Consider the following 22034-nt stretch of genomic DNA (forward strand, 5'->3'; position numbering starts at 1 on the left):
GTCCACATGGGCAGCCTGGGAAACGTCGTGCGGCTTGGTGGCGCGATAAGGGTGCTGAGCCGCGAGGAGTCACCGGACCTCTTCTGATCGCTCAGCCTGCGGTCGGATGAGCGCCTCGATAAGCGGGCGGATGATGGCCACCATGTCACGCCGGGCATCGTCCGGTTCGACGGCGGCACCGACGTAGAGCGCCGCTTCGTCCGCCACGGCCAGCAGAAGGTGCGCGAGCGGCCTGACCGGGAGCGGCTGAAGCACGCCGTCCCGCAGCCCTTGGGCGAGGACCTCCTCGATCAACCCCAGCACATTGGCCTGGCAGATGGCGCGCCAACGCACCCAGCCCAGCACCGACGGCCCGTCGAGCAGCACGATCCGCTGCACGTCGGGCCGCTGGCAGGCTTCGAGCCAGCCTTCGGCGCTGCGCATCATCAGCGAGACGAAGTCACCGGCGGCGTCGGCGTCGGCGAACATCTCGGCGGCGAGGTGCTTGGTGATCTCGCCCTCGACGTCCGCGAGTACGGCGGCGAACAACTCAGTCTTGTCGCCGAACTGGTGATAGAGCGCGCCTCGGCTCACGCCCGCCTCGCTGACGATCGTCTCCGTTCCGACTCCGGCGAATCCATGCTCGGCGAACAGCCTTCTACCAGCGGCGATCAGGGCGGTCCTGGTCGCGGCCGTGCGGTCCGCTTGCGTGCGGCGGGAAACTTGCATACAGTCTGTTCCTAAGTTTACATACAGGTTGTATCTATCTGAGGATAGTCGCATGACAACGATCGACCTGCCACAGGGCACCGTCAGCTATCGCGTCGCGGGCCCAGCAAACTCGACCGCGCCTCCGGTGGTCTTCGTCCACGCGTTCCTCGTCGACGGCTCGGTCTGGTCCGGCGTCGCCGACCATCTCGCCGAGCACGGCATCCGTTCCTACGCACCCGACTGGCCGCTCGGAGCCCATCGCACACCCCTGCGAGCCGACGCCGACCAGTCCCCGCGCGGCGTCGCCCGGCAGATCCTGGCCTTCCTCGAGGCCCTCGACCTGCGCGACGTCACGCTGGTGGGCAACGACACGGGCGGCGCGCTGAGCCAGTTCCTGCTCGACATCGACGCCAGCCGGATCGGCAGGCTCGTGCTCACGAACTGCGACGCTTTCGACACCTTCCCGCCCTTCCCCTACAGCATCATCTTCCGCCTCCTGCGCGGCGAACTCCGGATGCGCCTCAACATGCAGCCCATGCGGTTACGGGCGTTCCGCCACTCACCCCTCGGGCTCGGTCTGCTCGCCAACAAGCTGGATCCAGTCCAAACCCGGGCATGGATCGAGCCGAGCCTACTGAGCAAGAAGATCCGCCTGGACGCGGTCCGGTTCCTGCGAGCCGTCGATCCGAAGGACCTGCTCGACGTCTCCACCCGCCTGAAGGACTTCACCGGACCAGTGCGGATCGTATGGGGCGGCGCCGACCGCGCCTTCAAGCCCGCACTCGGCCGGCGTCTGCAACGCGCGTTCCGCGACGCCTCGTTCGTCGAGATCCCCGGCGTACGCACCTTCGTGCACCTCGACGCCCCGACCGAACTCGTCGAGCACATCGTCGCCCTGTCGTCGGCCCAGTCGGCACAGGACTGATGACCCCCCGTCCGGGGACGACCGGGCCGTCAGGGCACCTCCAAGGCCGAGGAGAGAAGGACCATGTCAGGCTCCGGCGGACCCCGCAAGGCCGGCGGGTTACAACTGTTACGCGACAGCGCGGGATTTCGCTCGCTGTGGTCGGCACGCGTCGTCTCGGTGGGCGGGGACGCGCTCAGTCTCGTCGCGCTGATGCTCCACGTCGCCGAGACCACGGGGCAAGCGATCGCGGTGGCACTTCTGCTGCTCGTCGGCGACTTCGTTCCCTCGCTTCTCAGCCCGATCGCCGGCGCGATCAGCGACCGCTTCGACCTCAAGCGGGTGATGATCGCATGTGAGCTGGCGCAGGGCATGGTGCTCCTGCTCATCGCTGTCTCGTTGCCGCCGCTCCCCCTGCTGCTGGTGCTGGTCGGGCTGCGCGCGATCGCGGGACAGGTGTTCCTGCCCGCCTCACGCGCGGCGATACCCGGGCTGGTCCGGGACAAGGATCTGGAGACCGCCAACGCCACGCTGGGGTTCGGCACCAACGCGGCCGAGGCTCTCGGACCGCTGGCCGCGGCCGCGCTCTTCCCCTTCGTCGGAATACGGGGCGTGCTCCTGGTCGACGCCGCCTCCTTCCTGCTCGCCGGCGCAGTACTGCTCACGCTGCGGTCGCTTCCCCCCACGCCCTCCCCGGAAGGAACGAAGACCTCCCTCCTGCAGGACGCGAAGTCCGGGCTCGGCTACATCTGGTCAGCCAAGGTGGTCCGGGTCATCGCCCTGGGTTTCTGCGCCATCGTGGCCTTCAACGGAGTGGACGACGTCGCTCTGGTTCTCCTGGCCACCGAGTCCTTCGCGGCCGGCCAGTCGGCAGTCGGCCTGCTTCTCGGCGCCGTCGGCATCGGCCTGCTCTTCGGATACGCCCTCACGGCGCGCTACAGCGCTCGGACATCCCTGGTGACCCTGCTGCTCGCCGGATTCGCGGTGAACAGCGCCGGCAACCTCCTCACCGGACTGGCCTGGGCCGTCGCCGCCGCGTTCATGACCCAGTTCATCCGCGGATTCGGCATCGCGGCGATGGACGTGGCCACCAACACCATGCTGCAGCGCCTGGTTCCGCAAGGAATGCTCGGCAGAGTCTTCGGCAACCTCTACGGAGCGATCGGAGTCGCCGCCGCGCTGTCCTACCTGGCAGGCGGGTTCCTGCTGGACGCCACCTCCGCACCGACGACGCTTCTCATCGCGGGTGGCGGTGGCCTGCTGACCACCGCGGTTGTCGCCTTCGCGCTGCCAGGAGCGCTGCGCAGGCAGACGTCCGACTCCGGAACGTGAAGAGCCACGCGGTAATGATCCCGATCCACAGAGGTCGAAAGGAGGCCGCGATGGCCGACGACACCACCCTTAAGCCCAACGGACACCGAGGACGGAAGGCGCTGGGCGCTGCCGTGCTCGCCATGGGGACCACGCCGGTGCCCTCCCCGGCGCCGGCTGGTGGCGCCCAAGATCTGGGACGTTCTGACAGGCCAGGATGTGGCCGGAGGTCCATGCGGCGTGCCCGACGAGAAGTACGGCGAGGACCTGATGGCCGGGAGTTCTGCGCGGGCAAGCTCCCCCCACCAGAGCTCGCGCTACGTGCACGTCGTGGACGGGTTCCCGATGACGGTCACCGGCAAGATGCGCGGGGGGAGCGCGCCCCTGCTCGGGCCCGACCCGTGACCCTGCCCCTGACTCAGCGCACCACGCTCCACTTTCGCACCACCTTGTCGGTGCCGGTGGTGAAGAGTGTCTGCCCGTCCGCCGTGAACGTGAGGTCGGTGACCGTGCCGCTGTGGCTGCCGGTGAGCTGCGTGAGACCCTGACCGGTGGCGGCATCGAACAGGGCCGGGTCGCCGTCCTTCGTCACGGCGGCGATGAGCTTGCCGTCCGGGCTGAACACCACAGCGCCCCGCGTCTTCGCGGTCAGCGTTTCGCGGGCCTTTCTGGTCGCCAGGTCGAACAGGCGGATCGTGCCGTCGTTGTCGGTCGCGTACGCCTTGGAGTCGGGCGCGAAGCCGGCGAAGCTGCCCGCCTTGGTGACCAGGGCCAGCCGTTTCCCGTCGGACACGCGCCTCAGCTCGAAGCCGCCCTTGCCCGCCTGCCACGTGTCGGCGAACGTTTTACCGTCGGGGCTGACCCACAGCGGGAACCAGACGTTGTCGAGCGTCTGCGTGGCCTTGCCGCCGGCCACGTCCCACACCTTCGTCACCCCGCCAGCGGCGCCTGTGACCAGCACTTTCCCGTCCCGGCTGAACATCATGTCCTGGATGCCGTTCTTGTGGCCGGTCAACGCGGTCAGCAGCTTGCCCGTCGAGACGTCCCACAGGCGGATCGGCGCGTCGAAGGACTTCTCGGCGGCGAGTTGGCTGGCCGTGGCGACGATCTTGCCGTCCGGGCTGAACACCACGGCCGCGGCGCCGTCGTGGCCGGTGAACGAGGCCATGGCCGCGCCCCCGCCGGTGTTGTACAGCGTGACCGTGGTCTTGCCGCCGGTGAAGACGCCCAGCGGCTGGCCGTCCACCGTGGTGACTTCACGCTTGCCCTCGAAGCGGGCTGCGGCGACGACGTTGCCGTCCGGGCTGAAGACGACGCCGTAGTCGGTCTCGAACGTCGTCACCTTCTGGCCGGTCGCCGCGTCCCACAACCTCGCGACCCGCGCGGCGGCCTGGTCGGCCGGCTTGTCGAGCGTGACCATCCAGCGGCCGTCGGGGCTCAGCCCGGCTGAATCGATCGAACCGGCGTGACTCATCGTGACCGAGGACAGCGGCTCCCCGAAGCGGGGCTTGCCACTGCCGAGAGCCTCTGTGTTCCTGCTCTGGTTGGTCAGTGCGGACACGATGCCGATCGTCACGGCGACCGCGGCGGCGAGGCCGATCGCGCCGATGACCAGCAGCCGCCGGCGCTTCGTGACAGGCGCGGGGGGTGACGTCTCGGCGACGGACGTCTCGATCGCGGGTGTTTCGGTGACGGGCGTCTGAGTGGCGGGCGTCTGCGTGGCGGGCGTTTCGATCGGGGGCGGAGGTACGGCAGGCGGGGGCAGCCGGGGCGGCGCGACGTCGCCCAGCGCGGCTGCGGCCGCTTCCCGCACCTGCATGCTGTCGTCGTCGCGTAACCCGATGAGCGCCTGGCGAGCCGCCCGCCGATAGCCCTCGCGCCCCCCGGCGAGCAACTCGGCGAGCGCCCGGACCGCCTCCATCCTCAGGACGCGCCGATCGCTGCCGAGGTCGGCGCGGATCTCCTCCGGCAGCATGGCCGGGCGGACACTGCGCGCGACCACCAGGGCGCCGGTCGTCTCGAAACTCCACTTGCGCGGCACCTGCCCGACCCCGGCCTCGCGGACGCGCCGGGCGACGTAGTCGAACAGCTCGTCGACCGTGATCTCACCGTCGTGATCCAGGTCGGCGCCCCCGGTACGGAGCCCGTGCACCAGCGCTTCGGTGAAAACCGACGGCTGAGCCTCGTAGGAGGTGAGCCGGCCGCCCTCGAACGCGTACTCGGTCGCGCTCGACGCCGTCAGGACCGTCCGCCCCGAGCCACCACCGCGGAACTCCTCGCCGAGGTAGACGGTACGGTCCGCGCGTACCAGAGTGTCGCGCGCGAACGCCCCGCTGTAGCAGCAGTCCAGGACGAGCAGCACCGATCGCGACGCGGACTCGCTCATCTGCTCGGAGACGAACGAAGCCGGCAACCCGGTCGCCGCGAGCGAGTCGAGCTCGGTGTCGGCCGCGGCGAGGTAGAGCCTGCCGCGCTGGTCCTTGAGCCCGTGGCAGGAAAAGTGCAGGAGCAGGACGTCGTCGGGGTGCCGGTCGGCGAAGAGCGCCGCGACCCGCCGCCGCAACACCGATTCGTTGGCATCGGTGAGCGTCTCGACGTCGAAGGCGCCGATGTCCGGCTCGCCGAGGACCTCGGCCAGCGCCCTGATGTCGGAGACGGGCGAACGCAGCCGGCTCAGCCCGGGATCCTGGTAGGCCGCGTTGGCCACCAGGAGCGCGCTGCGCCGGCCGGCCGTACCGGAACCATCGGGTGTGCGGCCGGCCTCGACGGCGACCACGACCCGGCGGCGGCGCGGATGCGCCTGCCGCCACCGCTGAACGTAGTCCGCGATCTGCGCCACGGACGCCGCCGTGGACAGTCCCGTCACCAGGAAGCCGATCCCGGTGGCGATGAGCTCGGGCGACCGGGCCCCGTCGGGAGCCGGCCCCTCCACCACACGGGTGACCCCGGGGATCCCCGACGCCAGCAGGTCCCGGCGAAGCTGGATGGCCAGCTCCTCGACCTCCGCCTGATCCACACCGGCCCCGGCCGGGGTGATCCGCAGTGAGAAATCGTGTCCCTGGGACATCGCGGCTCCGGATCGGAAAGCTGGTGATGGCGGACATCCCGATGCTGCCCGAGGAACCCGTCGCGCGCCATGTTTTCCCGGGCTCGGTTTCCCCTGCTGACGTGAGCGGTGATCGGGCAGGTGCGGAAGGGCTCCTCTCCATCCACGGCCTCGTGGCCATGGATGGAGATGAGACGACGCGGCGTCAGCTCTGGTCGTTGTTGATCTCGTCGAGGACGCGGGTCGCGTCACTGTAGATGCCCGTGTTGCCGTCCACCGGCAGCGTCAGCGTGCTGATGCCGAACCGGGCGGCGTCGCGGACGTTGCCGAGGTCGTGCCGGTCGGCGGTCTCGGAGCTGATGGCGGTCGAGGCGTTGACCTTCCTGGTGGCCAGGTTGAAGTACGTTGCGAGCAACTGGATCCGCAGGATCCGCACGTGCGGAGCCCCGGGCCCGAACACCGCCGTGACCTCGGGAGCCGACAGCGCGCCGTCGCCGCCGGAATCGAAGCGCTGGTCGGTCGCCTGGATCCGGGCCAGGATCTCGCCGGTCCACTCCTGCTCGTGCGTCTTCCAGTACCCCTGGCTGCGCGGGTTCCCCGTGGCGGGCACCTCGGTGATCTCGGTGGTCGCCGACGCCTTCACCGGCTCGTACGTGCAACCGTTCGCGTTGGTGAAGGTCAGGGTCGCCGCGTTGGTGACCTCGGCGCCTGGCAGGAAGAGCAGGCTCGGCCGGGCGGTGTACTCGATCGTCTTCTTGCCCGATCCGCCGGCCGCGCCGCCGATCTGCCAGGTGAGCGTGGTCGTTCCGTCGGCGTTCCGCACCACCGTCGCGGGCTGGGGGCCCGCGCCGGTGTCCAGGGCCTTGCTGTAGTAGACATCCTTCGGCAGTACGTCGGTGACGACGACCCCGGAGGCGTCCCCGCTGCCGGTGTTCTCGTAGGAGATCCGGTAGGTGATCGCCTCACCCGCGTTCACCGTGGCCGTGGCGCTCTTCCCGGCGGTCAGCCGCGGCGCGTGGACGGTGGTGGACAGCGAGTCCTCGCCGGTCGCCCGGTTGCCCAGCATGTCCTCGCCGCCGGCCGACGCCTGGCGGGTCAGCACGGTCCCGTCGGCGGTGTCGCACGGCACCTCGACGGTCGCGGTCCTGGTGTGCGATTCGCCGACGACGAGCGTGTCCAGGTCCTCGGCGCCGAGCCGGGTCTGCAGGGACGGGCCGCGGCCGGGGTTTGCGAGCGTGGTGGTGTAGGTCAGCGTGTCGCCGGGGGTGGCGTCGGCCGGTCCGGTGAGATCCACCTTGAGCTCGGGCTTGACGAGGGTGGCCAGGTTGGCGCGGGCCGACTGGATGATGTCCCAGTCCGGCTCGTTCTCGGTGGGCGCGCCGGCCGTGCGGAAGTTCTCTCTGGTGCGGAAGCCGTAGTCGAGCCGGTTCCAGTCCTCGAAGCCGTCGAGGCGGCTGAGGCGGAGCGGCTCGCCTGGGTCCCAGTTTCCGTTGCCGTTGAGGTCGTTGGTGGTGTCGTCGTTGATGTTGGCCGAGACGTTCGCGGTCGGCAGCGGTGGCGCGCACGTGGCGCCGCTCACGCCGCCGCCGTCCCAGTCGATCTGGCCCAGGGCGGGGATGCCGTTGCCCTGACACTCGTCCAGGCCGGGCGGAAGCACCTCGTTCAGCGGGCCGGCCGCGATCCGGGAGTAGTCGCAGCCGCCGGGCAGACCGGCCGCGGCCACCGCGGTGACGCCGCAGTACTGCATGGCGTAGTTCATGACGCTCAGGTAGTTGGGCTTGTTGTTGTCCTCGTCCTGGCCGCCGTGGTGAAGGCCCAGCGTGTGGCCGAACTCGTGCATGAGCGTGCCGGCCTGCTCGTTCTGGGTGCCGACGGACAGCCCGTTGGCGTTGAGGCCCCAGCACTGGTTGCCCGTGGTTCCCCTGGTGCCGCCGAGCGTGACCATGAAGTTGACCCCGGGGATCCCCTTGGCCCAGCCGGTGGTGCAGTCGTTGGTCGCGCTGCGGAAGTTGGTCTGGTGACCGAACAGCGCGTACCGGAAGACGAAGTCGCGGGCGGCGTTCATGTTCTTCAGCGTGAAGAAGTTCGTCCCGGCCCTGCCGGGGGCGCCGTCCCAGTCGATGATCTGGTTGCCCGCCTCGTTGATCTGGTCGCCGCCGCCGCCGTAGTTGCCGAAGGTGCCTACGGCGCCGCCTCCCGTTCTGGGCACGTTCGTGGCCACGCCGGCGGCCTGGCCGTAGAAGTTGCCCAGGTCGACATGGAGCTGGATGCCGGAGGAGCCGTCGGCGTTCACCACCGGCGCGTCGGCGAAGGACTGCACGACCGCGGTCATCGCGCCCTGGACCGGGCAGTGGTTGTGGTTCGCGCCGAACAGGCAGTCGATCTCCAGGTAGAGGTCCTTGCGCCGGAAGTTGGCGCCCATCGCGGGCAGGTCGACGTCGATGGTGGCGTCGCCGTCGGCGTTGTAGCCCCAGCGCTCCCAGCCGTCGAGCAGGAAGTCGCCGTCGGTGTCGCCGTTGCTGGAGTCGATGCTGACGTCGAAGCACACCTTGACCCGGGGCTCGTCGTCATCGCCGCCGTCGCCGGTCGCGCAGGACTGCGGCCAGCTCACCTTGTCCTCCTGGCCGGTGTGGTCTATCCACTTGCCGGTGAGATGGTCGACCCGGAAGTCCAGGTTGTTGTCGTCGTTACGCGGGCTGATGTCGCCCAGGTCGTCACCCGACGTGGTGTCGTGGTCCCAGATCTGGATGCCGACGGGGATGTTCAGCACCGTGTCAGGCACCTGTGCGCTGAGCGCCCAGAACGGCGTGACGAGCGACTTGTCGTCCTCGTGCGGCGTCGAGGGATCGTCGTCGCTGCTTCCCGGCGGCTGTTTCTGGCCGTTGATCCACACCTTGGCATAGAGATCGGCCGGTCCTTCGCCGGCCGCTTCCAGCCCTTCGTTCCTGCAGTTGTCGATGCATTCGACGTGGGTGATGGTGACGGTGACCGTACGCGTGGCGATGGCCTGGGCCGAGGTGGCCGACACGAGGCTCACCGCCAGCAGGCAGAGGATCCCGACGATGGCTCCTAAGAGTCTGCCGCTCATGTCACTCCCCTTTTGTTGGCAGGGGAACACCGTCACACCACCCGGCTGTGAGCGCCTGAGTACACCCTGCTCATTTTTCCGGTGCGGGAGGAACGGCTACTCATCGCGTGTGGGCGCCTCCAGACAACCGAACGCCCCGACGTCAACCCCTGGACGTCCTCGCGGGCCGACGACTGGACGGAGGGCTGCTCCCTCTCCGCTCGCCTAGCGATCCCATGCGCTCATCCCGTGGCGGCCTCGATGTCGACGAACCACACGCCGTCCCTGAGCACCCTCTCCCCGAGGATTACCGGCAGCGGGTGGCGGAAGATCGGGCCGTCGACGACGACGGTGTGGTATTCGCCCTTTTCCCCCGCCAGGTCCACGCCCGCCTCGCCGAAGCGGCGGATCATGTCGCGATCGATGACCTTGCCCAGCAGTTCCGGCGGCAGCAGCGGCTCTCTGACGGCGACCAGGAGCGCCTTGAACCCGTCCGCGACCAGTTCCTCCATCAGTCCGGCCCGCTCACGTCCCCACAGCGGCAGCTCGGCCGTGGCTCCCGCCCTGGCGCAGGTGGAAACCACCCATTCACGGTGCGACTCGATATCCATGTCGCCAAATACACCAATACGGACGCCTTCCCTGACCACGCCCGCGACCGTTTCCTGAAACGTGTCCTCGTAATCCGCCCAAGTGGCCGCGGCGAAACGCGCAGGAATGCCGATTGCCTCGGCCTGAAGCGTCAGGAGGTCGCGACTGAGACCGTGGGAACGTGAACGTTCTCCCGTTTCGGTCATCATCGTGATGAGCAGTTCGGGAATCGCACCGGACCGAATCGCGTGGTGCAGCGCCAGCGCCGAGTCCTTGCCGCCACTCCAGGACGTGAAGAAACGGCTTCCTGTTTCCATGTCGCGATTGTATTTCTTGTCCGCGCTTGATGCCGGTGCGATAGTGAGGGGCGTGTCCAGCGAGCCTTCCACGCCACGCCCGGCGTATGCGGTCGGGCGGCGGCAGATATTACGCGGTGGTCTTCTTTCTGCGGTTGCCCTGGCGGGCATCGCGGTGCCGGGGCCGGCCACGGCTTCGGTCTCCGTGACGACGGGTGAAGGGCGGAGAGCGGTGGCGACTGATCGAGATGTCCCCGCGGTCGTGCGCTCGCGGCGGGAACTCATCGGGCGCGGTGTCGAGTTCCCCGCGCCGGGAAGGGCCGAGGCGGCGCTGCCGATCACCTCCAACGGCACGACGTACGAGATGGCGCAGCAGCTCACCTGGCTGGATCGCGAGCACTTCGTGGTCGGCCGCTGGGACGGCTCGATGAGCGTCTTCAGGTTCACCGATACCAGCGTCGCGGGGCCGCTCATCAACGAGGCGGTGGCCAGCCCGGCGTTCCAGGGGGTGCGAATGCTCGGCGCCCTGCCCGGCCTGGCGTTCGCCAGCTCCAACGACGACCGGTCGATCGCGCTGTGGGTCGCGGGCAAGGGAGGCTGGTCCGACCTGCGTGCTGCGGGCACCTATGGGTACGACCCCGCACTCGGCGTCGCCACCGGGGCGATCGGGACCCAGCAGAACCTGGTCGTCGGCCACACCACGGGACATCTGTCGATCTGGAAGTACACGCGGCACGAGCGGAGGCTGCGGTTCGTGCGCGCGGTGGACGTCCGCAACCCCCAGCCGGTCAATCCCTGGGGCCTGCACGACATCCACTCCATCGGCGTCGTCTCCGACTCGGCCGGCAAGGCACGCGTGGTGGCGGGGTCCGAGGACGGATACCTGTCGGTGGTCGAGGCGCCGTCCGGGGTGATCCTTTCCCAGACGGTGTTCAACTCGCAGGCCCAGCGCGGCATCAACAGCCTCTCCGTCGCCGGGAACAAGCTGCTCGTGGCCAACTGCTCGGTCGGCCCGCAGGACCACAACCTGTGGTACTACGCGATCGACACCGGGACCTGGCAGATCACCCTCCTCGACAAGGCGAATCTCATCGTCGACACCCAGCGGCCGCAGGCGTTCAACTTCGCCACGACCTGGGGCGCCTACGCCGGGGGGCCGTGCTGGTTCGCCTCCACCGAGGAGGGGGCGCTGTGGATGGGGACCGCAAGTGCCACCCTCGACACCATCGGCTATCAGGCGGTCACCAGCCCGCTCGGCTCGACCCTGGGCTACGCCTCCGGTCCGGGCAGGCTCGTGATGGTCGCCTACGACCTCTACGAATACAGCACCGGCGCCTGAGGGAAGGCCGCCGCTGCCGTACGCACCTGCTGGAAGCTCTCGACCAGCGGAGTTCCCGGTTGGGCGGGCAATTCCTCGTGCGTCGTGAAACTGACACAAAGCTGCAGAAGCCCTGCGACCGAAGTTCGCTAGGCGCTCGTTCTCAAGGATCGCGTGGCCGGTGTGAGTTCAGGCCCGGATCTGTTCAGCCGATTGGTGAGATCGGCGAGACGGAGATGAGGGTATGCGAGGGCGCAGGCGGTCACTGCCGCGAGCCCCTGGGGGAGCCCTGCGCACCATTCGACGAGCTTGCCCGCGGCCACGGATTCCGCCGCGACTCTGTCCGCGCCGAGACGATGGTTCAGCATTTGCCAAGCCTCGTCTCTCGTGAACGGCTCCAGCAACAGCAAGTGAGCATCGGTCGTCGCCACGAGATCGATCAACCGATTCCTGCTGGTGACCACGGTCAGGGACCCCGGCGCGCCGGCCAGGAGTGAGCGTATTGGTGCGGAGTCACTGGCGTCATCCAGCACTGTCAGCACCTTCTTGGTCGCCAGCAGGCTGCGATACAACCCGATCTGCGCGTCGAGCTCCGTAGGTATCCGCCACGACGGCACACCCAGCGTCTGCAACAATCCGCGCACCCTGGTCGGGCTGGACGCTGCGAACGCCCGGAGGTCCAGATATATCTGACCGTCCGGAAATTCATCGCGAATCGCATGCGCCCAATGGACGACCAGCGACGTCTTTCCGACGCCGGCGGAGCCCGAAATGACGATCACCTCCGCCTGCCTTCTTCCAGCAAGCAGATTATTCAATTGCCGTAGCTCGGACTGGCGGCCGACGAACCTTCTGATGTTCGCCGGAAGCTGCTGAGGAATCACGGAGTCGATTGTGTCGATCCGGGCTTTCCGCGGCTGTGGCATCCAGTCGTCGAAAGGCTCTCCTGCGAGCATGTTCTGATAGAGCTGCCGCAGGCGAGGGCTGGGGTCAACGCCCAGCTCGTCAGCCAGTCTCCGGCGGATGTTCTCGTAGTGACTGTACGCCTCGGCCTGGCGACCAACGCGATAGAGCGCGAGTATCAACTGCCCGGCCAGTCGTTCATCCAGAGGATGGTCGGTGATCAGGGCGAGGAGGCCGGGGAGAAGCAGGATGTGCTCGCCGCGCCGCAGCTGTATGTCATGGTAGTCCAGCACCGCCGCGAAATGTTCGGCCCGCAGTGCGTTTCTGAACTGATTCAGCCACGTGCTGTCCAGGTTGGCGAACACCTCACCCCGCCACAGGCCGAGCGCCTGTTGAAACAGCAGCACCTGATCCTCTTCGTCGGTCACGGCACGGGCGCGTCCGAGAAGCCTGCGAAATCTGTACAGGTCCACCGCCATCTCTTCCACGCGTACGACATAGCCACCGGAACGGCTCTCGATGGCCCAATCCTCAGTGGGTAGCGCCGCACGGAGCCGGGAAAGATAGCTACGCACCGTTGCCGCCATATGCTCGGGCGGATCCTGGCCCCAGACTCGGTCCGCGAGCTGATCCAGGGAGACCGTGTGATTGGCGTCCGCCAAGAGCGCGGCGAGCACGGATTGCTGCCGGGCCGGGCCGAGATCGACCTCCTTCCCATCCATGGACGCACAAAGCTCCCCGAGCACCCCGAATTCAATGTGCACGTTGCCCCCTCCATGTCTTTCTGCGAACATCGCGGCATGCCTGTCTGCCGCTCCGGGTGAAAATGGAGAACAAGATTCTGGCGCGGTGAATCAACCGGCCCGTTCTCTCGGCAGCCAGGCGCGGAGACTTCGGCGATGAGGACCATGCGGCGCCGTCTTGGCGATCTCGTCCCGGGGTGGTGCTCGGGTTTGTCCGGTGCAGGCGATCATGCACAGGGATCCATAGGTGCGGCGGCATTTCTCGGTCTACTCCAGCAACATGTCGTCAGTGGGCGCATCCAGATGCCGCTGGTGCCGGCTGACTGCACCACATGAGCGTATTCACGGCCGATGGCACGGTCCTGTACCGCAGCCCGGCCGGAGAAATCCCAGGCCGGCCGCCATGCCGCCACGAGTTCTGCCGCCCAACCGGCAGAACCCGGTGCCACAGCGGACCAACGGCCCGGACGGAAGCCCGGCCTCCCGGTAACTGCCTCTTCCTCGGCAAACCCCCAGGCTGCGCGGTTGAAGGGCGGTACAGGAATGTGCCGGTCCATACTCATAGCCTTGACATCGCGTGCTGGATCGTCTGCCGGTCCTCGGGGGACTAGGTGATCATGAAGACTTCATTGGGTGAAAGGCTCAGGGCTGAGCGGGTCAAGCAGAGGCTCTCCCAGCGTGAACTCGCGTCGAAGGCCGGCGTGAGCGTCCGTACGATACGTGCGATCGAAAACGGGTCGGTCACCCATCCCCATTCGGAAACCGTGCGGAGCTTGACGGCGGTACTCGGGGAGAGCGCTTCTGCGCTGTCCCGGACAGCCGAGCTCAGCATCCACATACTCGGACCGCTCCGGGTGTACAGGGACGGCGAGCCGGTCGCCATCGAAGCCGAGAAACAGCGGAGACTTCTCGCGTTGCTGGCTCTCCGGCCTGGCCGCGTCGCCACACTCGACGGCATCGCCACGGTCCTGTGGGACGATCCCGCACCCAGATCGTGGCAGAGTCTCATTCACACCTATGTGGCCCGGCTCCGAAACGCATTGGGGTCGGAAACCGCCATCCTCACCGCCCGTGGTGGGTACGCGCTCAATGTCAACGACGAGCGCATTGACGTCGTACGGTTCTCCAGGGCTCTTGACAGCGCGCTGCGGTGCCGGCGCACGGGCGATCTCAAGGGCATGGCCCAGCTGTTACGGCAGGCGCTGGACCTGTGGCGGGGACAGGTGCTCGACGGATTGTCCGACCGGCTGCGTCCGCATCAAGCCGCGATCGACGAGTTGACCCACGATCGGCTGAGAGCCGCTCTGGCGTTCGCGGACGCGGTTATGGCGCTGGGCCGGCCCGGGCGGGCGGTAGCCGTACTGGAAGGTCTGGCGCGAGAAGAGCCATTGCACGAAGGAGTGCACGCGCGGTTGATTCTCGCTCTGGCCGGTGACGGGCAACAGGCCGCCGCGTTGACCACGTACGCGCACATCCATGACCGGCTGGCCGAAATGGGGCTCGAACCGGGATGGGAGCTTCGGGAGGCGCGAATCCGGGTGCCGCCTCAGGATACGCCGGGGTGCGGAGTGGCCGTTCCCTTGGCGCTGGCTGAATCGCCCGCCGAGACCGCCTCCTTCGTCGGGCGTACGGCAGAGGGGGATGAGCTCTGTGAGCTGCTGGCATGCGGCGGAGTGGCCACGATCACCGGCGCCGCGGGTGTGGGAAAGACAGCGCTGGCGATCCATGTCGGACACCGGCTCGCGCAGGACTTTCCCGATGGACAGCTCTATCTGAACCTGCGGGGAGCAGTCCCGGGTGAGGCGCCGCTGACGGTGGGCGAGGCGCTGGGCGCGCTCCTGCGTTCGCTCAAGGTGTCCGATTCGGCGATTCCGGGGACCGACGACGAAGCGGCGCGGCGGTTCCGGTCGCTCGTCGCCGGCAAACGGATGCTGCTCGTCCTTGACGACGCGCGCGACGCGGCGCAGGTTCGGCCGCTTCTGCCGGGAGGCGCCGGTTGCGGGGTGCTGGTCACCAGCCGCCGGACGTTGACCGCGCTGGACAGCGCCGCTCATCGCGAGCTCGACGTACTGTCCGAGGGCGAGGCCGTGAACGTCCTGGTACGCCTGGTGGGCGCCAGCCGGGTCGAGGCCGATCCCCAGGCGGCGGCCGACCTGGTGCGGCTGTGTGGCCGGCTTCCGCTGGCGGTCCGCATCGTCGCGGCACGTCTGGCCGCTCGCCCCGTCTGGCCGCTGCGTGGCCTGGCCGACAAGCTGGCGGCCGAACACTCCCGGCTCAACGTGCTACGGGTGGACGATCTCGAGGTCCGCGCCAGCTTCCTGTGCAGCTACCGCGATCTCGATGCCGAAGCGGCCGCGATGTTCCGGTCGCTGGCGTTGCTCGATGGCCCTGATGTGAGCTTGGAGGTGGCCGCGTCCCTCGCCGATCTCGATCCGGACAAGGCCGGCACTCTGCTTGAGGCGCTGCTGGACACGCATCTGGTCGAGGCGCACGCGGCGGACCGCTATCGGATGCATGACCTGCTCCGGCTCTTCGCACTGGAGCGTGGGGCGGTCGACGATCGCCCGCCGGCCCGGAAGGAGTCGGTGCTACGGGCACTGCATCTGTACCTGGCAACGGCACGGGCTGCCAGCGAACTGGCCGGGCTCGGTCAGCCGTGGCGTCAGGAGGTCGGGCCGGCCACCCGAGGCGCACGCCGGCTCTTGTTGACGAGCAACGCGGACGTCAACACGTGGATCAATACCGACTCCGCCAACCTCATCGCCGCCGTCGGGCAGGCCGGTCGCATGGGCGAGCATGAACTCGCTGTCGCGCTGGCCACGGCGTTGTCGTTCTCCTTCTATGACCAGGGGCGATGGCGCGATCTGCTCGCGCTGGGCGAGATCGCGCTGGACTCGGCTCTGAGGTCGCAGGACGGCCGGCTGGAGGCGTACGCGCGCACCGATCTCGCTTGGGCACAGCATCGGCTCGGCCTGCTCGACACGGCCGGACAACACCTGACCCGCGCATTGTCGCTGATCGGCGAGCACGACCTGAACCACTTGAAGCCGCACGCCCTGGTGGGGCTGGCCGGCGTTCATCAGCGGGTGGGACGCCTCGACGAGGCGATCGCCTGTTTTCGGCTCGCGCTCGCCCTCAACCGGGAGCAGGACGATCCGGTCGGTGAGGCTTTCAACCTCACCAATCTGGGCGCTGCCTACACCCAGTTGGGCCGGCTCGACGACGCCATCGAAACACTGACCCGCGCCGTCGTCCTGGCCGAGGAACACGGGACTCGTGCCAGGGTGTGCGCGGTCGGCGATCTCGCCCAGGCTCATCGGCTGGCCGGCGACGCGCGGCAGGCCGCTGCCCGCTTCGAGGAGGCGATCAGGCTCAGCCGCCGCGAGGGGTTGGTGAACACCTACGCGGAAGCGGAGAACCACTGGCGACTGGGCTTGGCACTGCGCGACCTCGGCCGGCAGCAGGAGGCGGAACTCAACTGGCGTAAGTCAGCCGACATCCTCCGGCAACTGGGGCTCACCTCGATCGACTCCGCCACACCTGGCGGGCAAGCTTGATGGGCTACAGAACGCCGAGCCGGGTGAAGATCTCGCGCGCCTCTTCGAGTTCGGTCTGCCCCCTCCCGACCTCTCCTTGACGCGTGTGCGCGTTCCCCAGGACGGTCAGCGCGCGTGCCGTGTTGAAGCCATCGCCGATTTCCCGGACGATCGCCAGACTCTGCGTGGCATGTTTGATCGCCTCGCCGTCATCGCCGGCCAGGAAACACGTATCGGCGATCTCGAAAAGGATGTTGGACCTTCCTCGGCTCCTGCCGGTGGCGGTGTCGAACGCCAAGGTCTTGCCGAACGCCTCCACGGCCTCGGCGTACCGGCCCATTCCGCGCAGGAGAATTCCGTGGGCCTTGGCGAGGTTGGCCGTGATGCCGGGGTCGTCGCGCCCTTCTGTGAGGGCGTGGACCTGCTCCAAAGTGGCCCCGGCTTCGGCGCTTCGCCCGGCCTGGTCAAGGGCCTCGACAAGATCTAGAAGGGCGTTGGCCTCACCGCGAAGGCGTCCGAGCTTGGCGAACTGAGTAGCCGCTTCGCGCAAGGGGCGAATGGCCGACTCCGGGCACCCCTGGATGATGTACAGCATCGCCCGCAGGTGGCGTACTTCCGCGAGCAGCGTGCCGTCCCCCGTGGCCTGCGCCAGTTTGATGGCGCGGTCGCAGTGCCTGGCAGCGGTGGGCGGCTCCGATCTGGAGTAGGCGAGTTCGCCGAGCAGGACCCTGGCCATGGCCTCGCTGCGGTGATCCCCGGTGTTCTCGCTCGCCTCGACGACCGTGTGTGCGGCGTGAGCGACCGCATGCCAGCTGATTCCCGCGCGGATCAGCCATTGCAGACTGTAAGTGAGGTCGGCGGCGATCCCGATGGCCTCATCCGCGCTCTCCGTGGTCTGGGTGATGGCCGCCAGCACGTGCGGCGCCTGTTCGTGCAGCCACGCGGTCGCCGCTGCCGAGTCCTGGAACCGGAGTCCGAGGCTTCGAGTGTTGAGAAGCTTTTCCGGCCAGCCCCAATTGGCGTCCACCGTGTTCACCGCGCTCCTGGTGGTCGCGGCGTAGAAGTCGAGGAGCCGGCGCAACGCGGCGGCTCGCTGATCGGGCGCGTCCTCCTGGTCGGCTCGGGCGCGCGCGAACAGACGCAGCAGGTCGTGGTAGCGGTATCGGCCCGGGGCGCGGGATTCGAGCAGGTTGAGGTTGACCAGGTTCCTGAGCAATTCCGCGGCCCGCTCTTCGGGTGTGTCGAGCACGACCGCGGCGGCGGCGCCGTCGATGTCGGGCGCATCGGGCAGGGCACAGAGCCGAAATGCGCGGGCGTGGGTGGCGTCGAGCTCGCTGTAGCTGATCCTGAACGTCACGTCCATGTCGAGATCGCCGGCGTGGAGCTGATCAAGGCGCCGCTGGTGCAGACGCTCGACTATGGAGCTCAGGGTCCAGGCGGGGCGGGCGGCCAGCCGGGCCGCGACGATCCGTAATGCCAGCGGCAATCCACCGCACAGCCGTACCAACTCCCTCGCCGCATCGGGTTCGGCGCCCATCCGGCCCTCGCCGAGCAGGTTGCGGAGAAGATCGATCGACTGGGCCTCGGCGAGCACGTCGAGGTGTTCCTGGACGGCGCCGAGGCCGGGCAGGATCCGACGGCTGGTGATGAGCACGCCGCAGGAAGGAGCGCCCGGGAGCAGGTGCCGTACCTGCTCGGCGTCGGAGGCGTTGTCGAGCAAGATGAGCAGGCGTCGCTCAGCCGCCAGAGAGCGGAAGCGGGCGGCCGCCTCCTCGGTGACGCGCGGGATGTTCTTCACGCCGAGGGAGCGCAGGAAGTAGCTGAGCGCGTCGTGCGGATCGACAGGTCTGACGTCCGGGGTGGTCCCACGCAGGTCCACGTACAGCTGGCCGTCAGGGAAGTGGCCGGCCAGGCGCCAGGCCACATGGACGGCCAGCGCGGACTTGCCGACTCCGCCGCCCCCACTGATCGCCGACACCGATCCGGAGCCACTGAGAAGCCGGTCCCGCAGCCGTGCGCTCTCATCGGCGCGGCCCACGAACCCCACCACATCGGCCGGCAGTTCCGCCGGAGTCAGTCGGGGTGATGTCGAGGCGAGTTCAGGACGCGAGGCCGGAATCTCCTGCCGCAGCACCCGCAGATGGGCCTTCGTCAGCTCCGGGCCAGGATCTACTCCCAGATCAGCCGAGAGACGATCGCGGATCCGGGTGAACAACGCGAGTGCGTCGGCCTGTCTGCCCTGTCCCGCCATCGCCAGCATCAAGCGCGCATGGACTCCTTCGTGCAGCGGAACCGCCGCGGCCACGGGCTGGAGCGCGGAAACCGCCGCCTCGAACTCGCCGCGCTCCAGGCTCACATCCGCGAGCCGCAGCGCGGCCGCCGCCCGCCGATCGGACATCCTCACCGTGGCCGGATCCTCCGACAACGCCGAAGGAAGATCCGCCAGTACGGGCCCGCGCCACAGGCTGAGCGCCTCGGTCAGCAAGGTCACCGTCTCATCCGGATCGTCGCAGGCCAGGGCCCGCTCGGTGAGCTCATCGAAGCGCAGGGAATCCAATGCGGCAGCGCCTATGCGCAACGCATATCCATGGTGCGTATGAGTAAGGAGCGCATCCGGCTCCACCACGCTCCGCACCCGCGCCACGTAGTTGTGCACCAGTCCCCGCCATTTGGCCGGGGCTCCATCCTCCCAAAGTGATGCCGCGATCCTGCTGAGTCCCACCGCCTGGTTGGGGTGGATCGCCAGCAGCCCCAGCAGAAGGCGCTGCTTCATTGAGGTCACGTTGACGGTCTCACCGCCGTTGGAGACCTCCAGCGGCCCCAGCACGGCGATGGAGAGGCCGGCGTGGATCGCCTGATCGCCCAGACCCAGCACGGCGGCGATCCTCGTCACCGTCTCGTGCCGGGGGTGGGCCACACGGCCCAGCTCGATCCCTCGCAGGGTACGGGGGCTCACTCCGGCGCGTGCGGCCACGTCCTTCTGCGACAGTCCCAGAGCACGTCGTCGCTGCCGGACGACCTGGCCGAATGACATCGACTCCACTCCGTATCCAACGCGTCAACCGGGACAGGCTGAACGCGAAACGCCTCCCCTGCAGGCCTAGTGGGGATGATATAGGGACTGTGTTCGACATTCCTGGGAATTGATCGCGGGGCAGGCGGCTGGCCCCCAGCCGGCGCGTCAGCCGGGCGCCTATGCTGACCTCCAGCCGAAGACCTCAGCCGACCGGCTCACGGTCGAGAAGGATCGAGTCCAGGGCTACGGCACGCGGCGTGCCCGCTACTTCGCGGAGGTGGAAAGAATGGCCGCTACCAGCGCCGCAATATAGACCGTTCGAAGAACACGTCGGTCCAGGGCTCGCACATTCCGCGGTAGCGATCGCCGTCCGACTCACCCTTGACCCGGTTCAGCAACTCCGCCAGCAGAGCGTCCAGGTGCCCCCCTGCCTTGTCCACGGCGCTGGTCTCGACGAGTTTCTCATCACGGCGGATTCTCATCGTCAGCAGTAAATCGCTCTGGGTCGCCACCCCGTTGAGCAGTTCGGCGACCGAGCGGAAATAGTGGGCGTCCGGGTTGTCGTGCCCGTCGAGCCGGTCCAGGTCGTCGCAGTAACGATGCAGCGTCGCCCAATCACCCATGGCGGCGAACCCCTGGCAGGCGACACCGAGCGCGCGGCGGTAATAGTGCCGGGCATCCAGGCGGTCGTCGGTCACGGGCTCGCGCCTCACCAGATCTCGCAGCGTTTCGCACAGCTCCAGGAGTTGGGCGTGCTCAAGCAGGGGAAGCGCATCACGAATCATGAAATATACCCATCGAGGGCTGTCCGGCTCCGCCTCCATCGCCGCGCCGAGCAACCGCAGGTTGCGGCCCCTTTTGTCCTTGCCGTCGATCACGGCCGCGTCATATCCGTCATGGTGAAACAGGAGGTCCAGGCCCGCCATGTTCACCGGCTTGCCGGAGAGCGCCGGATACTCGTGCACCGCCCCGCGGTAGCGGATCCCGCTTTCCGCCTTGAAGATGCGGGCGACATCGTCCAGAAACCCGTCACGATCGACATGCTGAATGATCGGCGAGAACACCATGCGATCCAGGTCCGGAATGGCGGAGAGCGAGGTCAGGCAGGCCCGTAACCGATCGGCGGAACCCTCGTCGAGCCATTCGTCGGCATCGAGAAAGACGATCCACCCGGCCCCGACAGTCTCGATGGCGAAATTTCGCACGTCGGCGAAGGAGTCCGTCCACGGGCACCTGACCAATCGGACGCCCTGCCGCGCGTACTCCTCCACGATGTCCAGCGTCTTGTCCACGGACCCCGTGTCGACGACCAGGATCTCGTCGAAGCCCCGCCCGACCGCGCTGTCGAGGCAACGCGCCAGGCATCGCTCCTCATCCCGGGCGAGAACCACCACGGTCACCGGGCACTCCACCGGCGTACTGGCGGTGCCGAGGGCTGTCAGCGGCGGGAAAAGCCGCCTTATCCATTGATGATCCACGATGATCTCCACCCCCAGGAAATGCCCGGGTGCTTACCTCGCCGGCTCGCGAGGTAAGCACCCGTTTCTAGCTCACTTGCAGATTCTCGTCTCGCGGCCGGGATCGGCGCCGCACCCGAAGTCGTGCAGGGTGGACCAGAACACGTAGCACTCCTTCAGGCCTCCGGGGCCCGAAGGATAGCTGTAGATGAAATCGTGGCTGTAGAAGTTGAGACCGCATGATTTCGTGTGGCTGCGCGGAATGGGGTTGGGGATGCCGCAGTAGGGGGTGGCGTTGGCGGCGGTGCTGTTCAGCACCGAGAACGAGGCGGCGGCAGCCAGCATGAAGCCGAACATGCCCAGCTTTCGGAGTAGTTTCCGCGACTTGCCGGCGGGCGTCGGTCGCGAGCTCGGCTCGCTCGGTTTTCGGGCGGTCAGATCGGCTTCGATGTTTTCCAGGAACGCCAGGCGCTCGGTATTCACTTTCGCCTCCGATATGCTCGTCGGACATCGACCGAAGCGAAGCTATCGAACAAACGTTGACGCATCGTTGGCAGATCGTTGTGTGCCTTTCATGAGGAATCCTCACCAAAACGACGTGCTTTGGCTCCTGCGGGCGGCAACGCAGAAGCTCAGGCGACGGGGCCGCCGGTCACGAGTTCGTCCGATGGCGACGGCCGAGTGGCGTGACGGGAGGCGGAAAACGGGAGCGCCCACCGCTGAGTCGGCGGGGCGATCCGCTGCGCGGTGATCAGATCGCCGCGCGATCCGGCCTGCTCCGAACCCAGGTCGGCGTGACTCTGGCTCATCAGGCCAAGCCATGGCGTCCCCGATCCGATCACGGATCCGGCGAGAATCAGTCACCGCGCCAGGGCCGGAATCCGCCGGCACCAGGGGCGCAACGTGGCCACAACCTTCCTACAACGCGGGTCGGTCATGCTGAGCTCGAACGGGGAAACGATCTGGAGGGTGCGCCATGTCCACACCGACGACCGAAGACATCTTCGACCTCGACATCGACCTCATCGCCGGCGAGGGTGTGCGAGCCCCGCAGGCCGGGGTGACGAACTACTGCGGTCTCAACTCCTTCGTCCTGACCTACACCTGCGCCTGGTCCTGCACCGGCCGGACCGGCGTGCCCTGCGCCTGCTGATCT

14 protein-coding genes are annotated in these 22034 nt (G+C 67.9%); 6 read left to right on the forward strand and 8 right to left on the reverse strand.

What is annotated here, in order from left to right:
• Nucleotides 1–69: 69 nt before the first annotated feature.
• Nucleotides 70–708, reverse strand: coding sequence for a TetR/AcrR family transcriptional regulator (locus ACIBEJ_RS25130; RefSeq protein WP_397185235.1), 639 nt, complete (start codon nucleotides 706–708; stop codon nucleotides 70–72).
• A 52-nt stretch (nucleotides 709–760) separates the two neighbouring features.
• Here ACIBEJ_RS25130 and ACIBEJ_RS25135 point away from each other — a divergent pair, with 52 nt between their 5' ends.
• From ACIBEJ_RS25135 to ACIBEJ_RS25145, 3 genes are all read left to right on the forward strand, one after another.
• Entirely contained in the window at nucleotides 761–1615 is an 855-nt protein-coding gene (locus ACIBEJ_RS25135) for an alpha/beta fold hydrolase (protein WP_397185236.1), read from the forward strand.
• A gap of 63 nt (nucleotides 1616–1678) precedes the next feature.
• Entirely contained in the window at nucleotides 1679–2926 is a 1248-nt protein-coding gene (locus tag ACIBEJ_RS25140) for an MFS transporter (RefSeq protein WP_397185237.1), read from the forward strand.
• Nucleotides 2927–3145: 219 nt separating this feature from the next.
• A complete protein-coding gene (locus tag ACIBEJ_RS25145; protein ID WP_397185238.1) occupies nucleotides 3146–3310 on the forward strand; it encodes a hypothetical protein in 165 nt (54 codons plus the stop codon).
• A gap of 13 nt (nucleotides 3311–3323) precedes the next feature.
• On the opposite strand, the gene ACIBEJ_RS25150 is transcribed toward ACIBEJ_RS25145, so the two are convergent.
• The 3 genes from ACIBEJ_RS25150 to ACIBEJ_RS25160 all read right to left on the reverse strand — a co-directional run bounded on the left by ACIBEJ_RS25150 (nucleotide 3324) and on the right by ACIBEJ_RS25160 (nucleotide 9926).
• Nucleotides 3324–5972: a caspase family protein gene (locus ACIBEJ_RS25150; protein ID WP_397185239.1), complete on the reverse strand. Its 2649-nt coding sequence runs from the start codon at nucleotides 5970–5972 to the stop codon at nucleotides 3324–3326.
• A gap of 184 nt (nucleotides 5973–6156) precedes the next feature.
• On the reverse strand, nucleotides 6157–9039 hold the full coding sequence (locus tag ACIBEJ_RS25155; protein WP_397185240.1) for a hypothetical protein: 2883 nt from the start codon (nucleotides 9037–9039) through the stop codon (nucleotides 6157–6159).
• A 221-nt stretch (nucleotides 9040–9260) separates the two neighbouring features.
• The gene (locus ACIBEJ_RS25160) at nucleotides 9261–9926 is read right to left on the reverse strand and encodes a diphthine--ammonia ligase (RefSeq protein WP_397185241.1); all 666 of its coding nucleotides are present in this window, start codon (nucleotides 9924–9926) and stop codon (nucleotides 9261–9263) included.
• A gap of 211 nt (nucleotides 9927–10137) precedes the next feature.
• Between ACIBEJ_RS25160 and ACIBEJ_RS25165 the strand changes: the two genes are divergently transcribed.
• Entirely contained in the window at nucleotides 10138–11244 is a 1107-nt protein-coding gene (locus tag ACIBEJ_RS25165) for a hypothetical protein (RefSeq protein WP_397185242.1), read from the forward strand.
• 128 nt (nucleotides 11245–11372) lie between these two features.
• On the opposite strand, the gene ACIBEJ_RS25170 is transcribed toward ACIBEJ_RS25165, so the two are convergent.
• Nucleotides 11373–12890 (reverse strand): BTAD domain-containing putative transcriptional regulator, encoded by a 1518-nt coding sequence (locus ACIBEJ_RS25170; protein WP_397185243.1) that lies wholly within the window; start codon nucleotides 12888–12890, stop codon nucleotides 11373–11375.
• A 596-nt stretch (nucleotides 12891–13486) separates the two neighbouring features.
• On the opposite strand from ACIBEJ_RS25170, the gene ACIBEJ_RS25175 reads away from it, so the two are divergent.
• A complete protein-coding gene (locus ACIBEJ_RS25175) occupies nucleotides 13487–16426 on the forward strand; it encodes a BTAD domain-containing putative transcriptional regulator (RefSeq protein WP_397185244.1) in 2940 nt (979 codons plus the stop codon).
• Between the two features lie 4 nt (nucleotides 16427–16430).
• Here ACIBEJ_RS25175 and ACIBEJ_RS25180 read toward each other — a convergent pair whose 3' ends face one another.
• The 3 genes from ACIBEJ_RS25180 to ACIBEJ_RS25190 all read right to left on the reverse strand — a co-directional run bounded on the left by ACIBEJ_RS25180 (nucleotide 16431) and on the right by ACIBEJ_RS25190 (nucleotide 21361).
• Complete coding sequence (locus tag ACIBEJ_RS25180; protein WP_397185245.1) at nucleotides 16431–19439, reverse strand: BTAD domain-containing putative transcriptional regulator; 3009 nt, start codon at nucleotides 19437–19439, stop codon at nucleotides 16431–16433.
• Nucleotides 19440–19714: 275 nt separating this feature from the next.
• Nucleotides 19715–20911, reverse strand: coding sequence for a glycosyltransferase (locus ACIBEJ_RS25185; protein WP_397185246.1), 1197 nt, complete (start codon nucleotides 20909–20911; stop codon nucleotides 19715–19717).
• 60 nt (nucleotides 20912–20971) lie between these two features.
• Entirely contained in the window at nucleotides 20972–21361 is a 390-nt protein-coding gene (locus ACIBEJ_RS25190; protein ID WP_397185247.1) for a hypothetical protein, read from the reverse strand.
• Nucleotides 21362–21854: 493 nt separating this feature from the next.
• On the opposite strand from ACIBEJ_RS25190, the gene ACIBEJ_RS25195 reads away from it, so the two are divergent.
• Nucleotides 21855–22031: a hypothetical protein gene (locus ACIBEJ_RS25195; protein WP_397185248.1), complete on the forward strand. Its 177-nt coding sequence runs from the start codon at nucleotides 21855–21857 to the stop codon at nucleotides 22029–22031.
• Nucleotides 22032–22034 lie beyond the last annotated feature (3 nt).

The organism is Nonomuraea sp. NPDC050790, from assembly GCF_044456745.1.
In the GTDB taxonomy this organism is placed as follows: domain Bacteria; phylum Actinomycetota; class Actinomycetes; order Streptosporangiales; family Streptosporangiaceae; genus Nonomuraea.

Excerpts from the sequence above, each read along its gene's own strand:
- ACIBEJ_RS25130 (WP_397185235.1), bottom strand. The coding sequence starts at position 708 with ATGCAAGTTTCCCGCCGCACGCAAGCGGACCGCACGGCCGCGACCAGG.
- ACIBEJ_RS25135 (WP_397185236.1), top strand. The coding sequence starts at position 761 with ATGACAACGATCGACCTGCCACAGGGCACCGTCAGCTATCGCGTCGCG.
- ACIBEJ_RS25140 (WP_397185237.1), top strand. The coding sequence starts at position 1,679 with ATGTCAGGCTCCGGCGGACCCCGCAAGGCCGGCGGGTTACAACTGTTA.
- ACIBEJ_RS25150 (WP_397185239.1), bottom strand. The coding sequence starts at position 5,972 with ATGTCCCAGGGACACGATTTCTCACTGCGGATCACCCCGGCCGGGGCC.
- ACIBEJ_RS25155 (WP_397185240.1), bottom strand. The coding sequence starts at position 9,039 with ATGAGCGGCAGACTCTTAGGAGCCATCGTCGGGATCCTCTGCCTGCTG.
- ACIBEJ_RS25160 (WP_397185241.1), bottom strand. The coding sequence starts at position 9,926 with ATGGAAACAGGAAGCCGTTTCTTCACGTCCTGGAGTGGCGGCAAGGAC.
- ACIBEJ_RS25175 (WP_397185244.1), top strand. The coding sequence starts at position 13,487 with ATGAAGACTTCATTGGGTGAAAGGCTCAGGGCTGAGCGGGTCAAGCAG.
- ACIBEJ_RS25180 (WP_397185245.1), bottom strand. The coding sequence starts at position 19,439 with ATGTCATTCGGCCAGGTCGTCCGGCAGCGACGACGTGCTCTGGGACTG.
- ACIBEJ_RS25195 (WP_397185248.1), top strand. The coding sequence starts at position 21,855 with ATGTCCACACCGACGACCGAAGACATCTTCGACCTCGACATCGACCTC.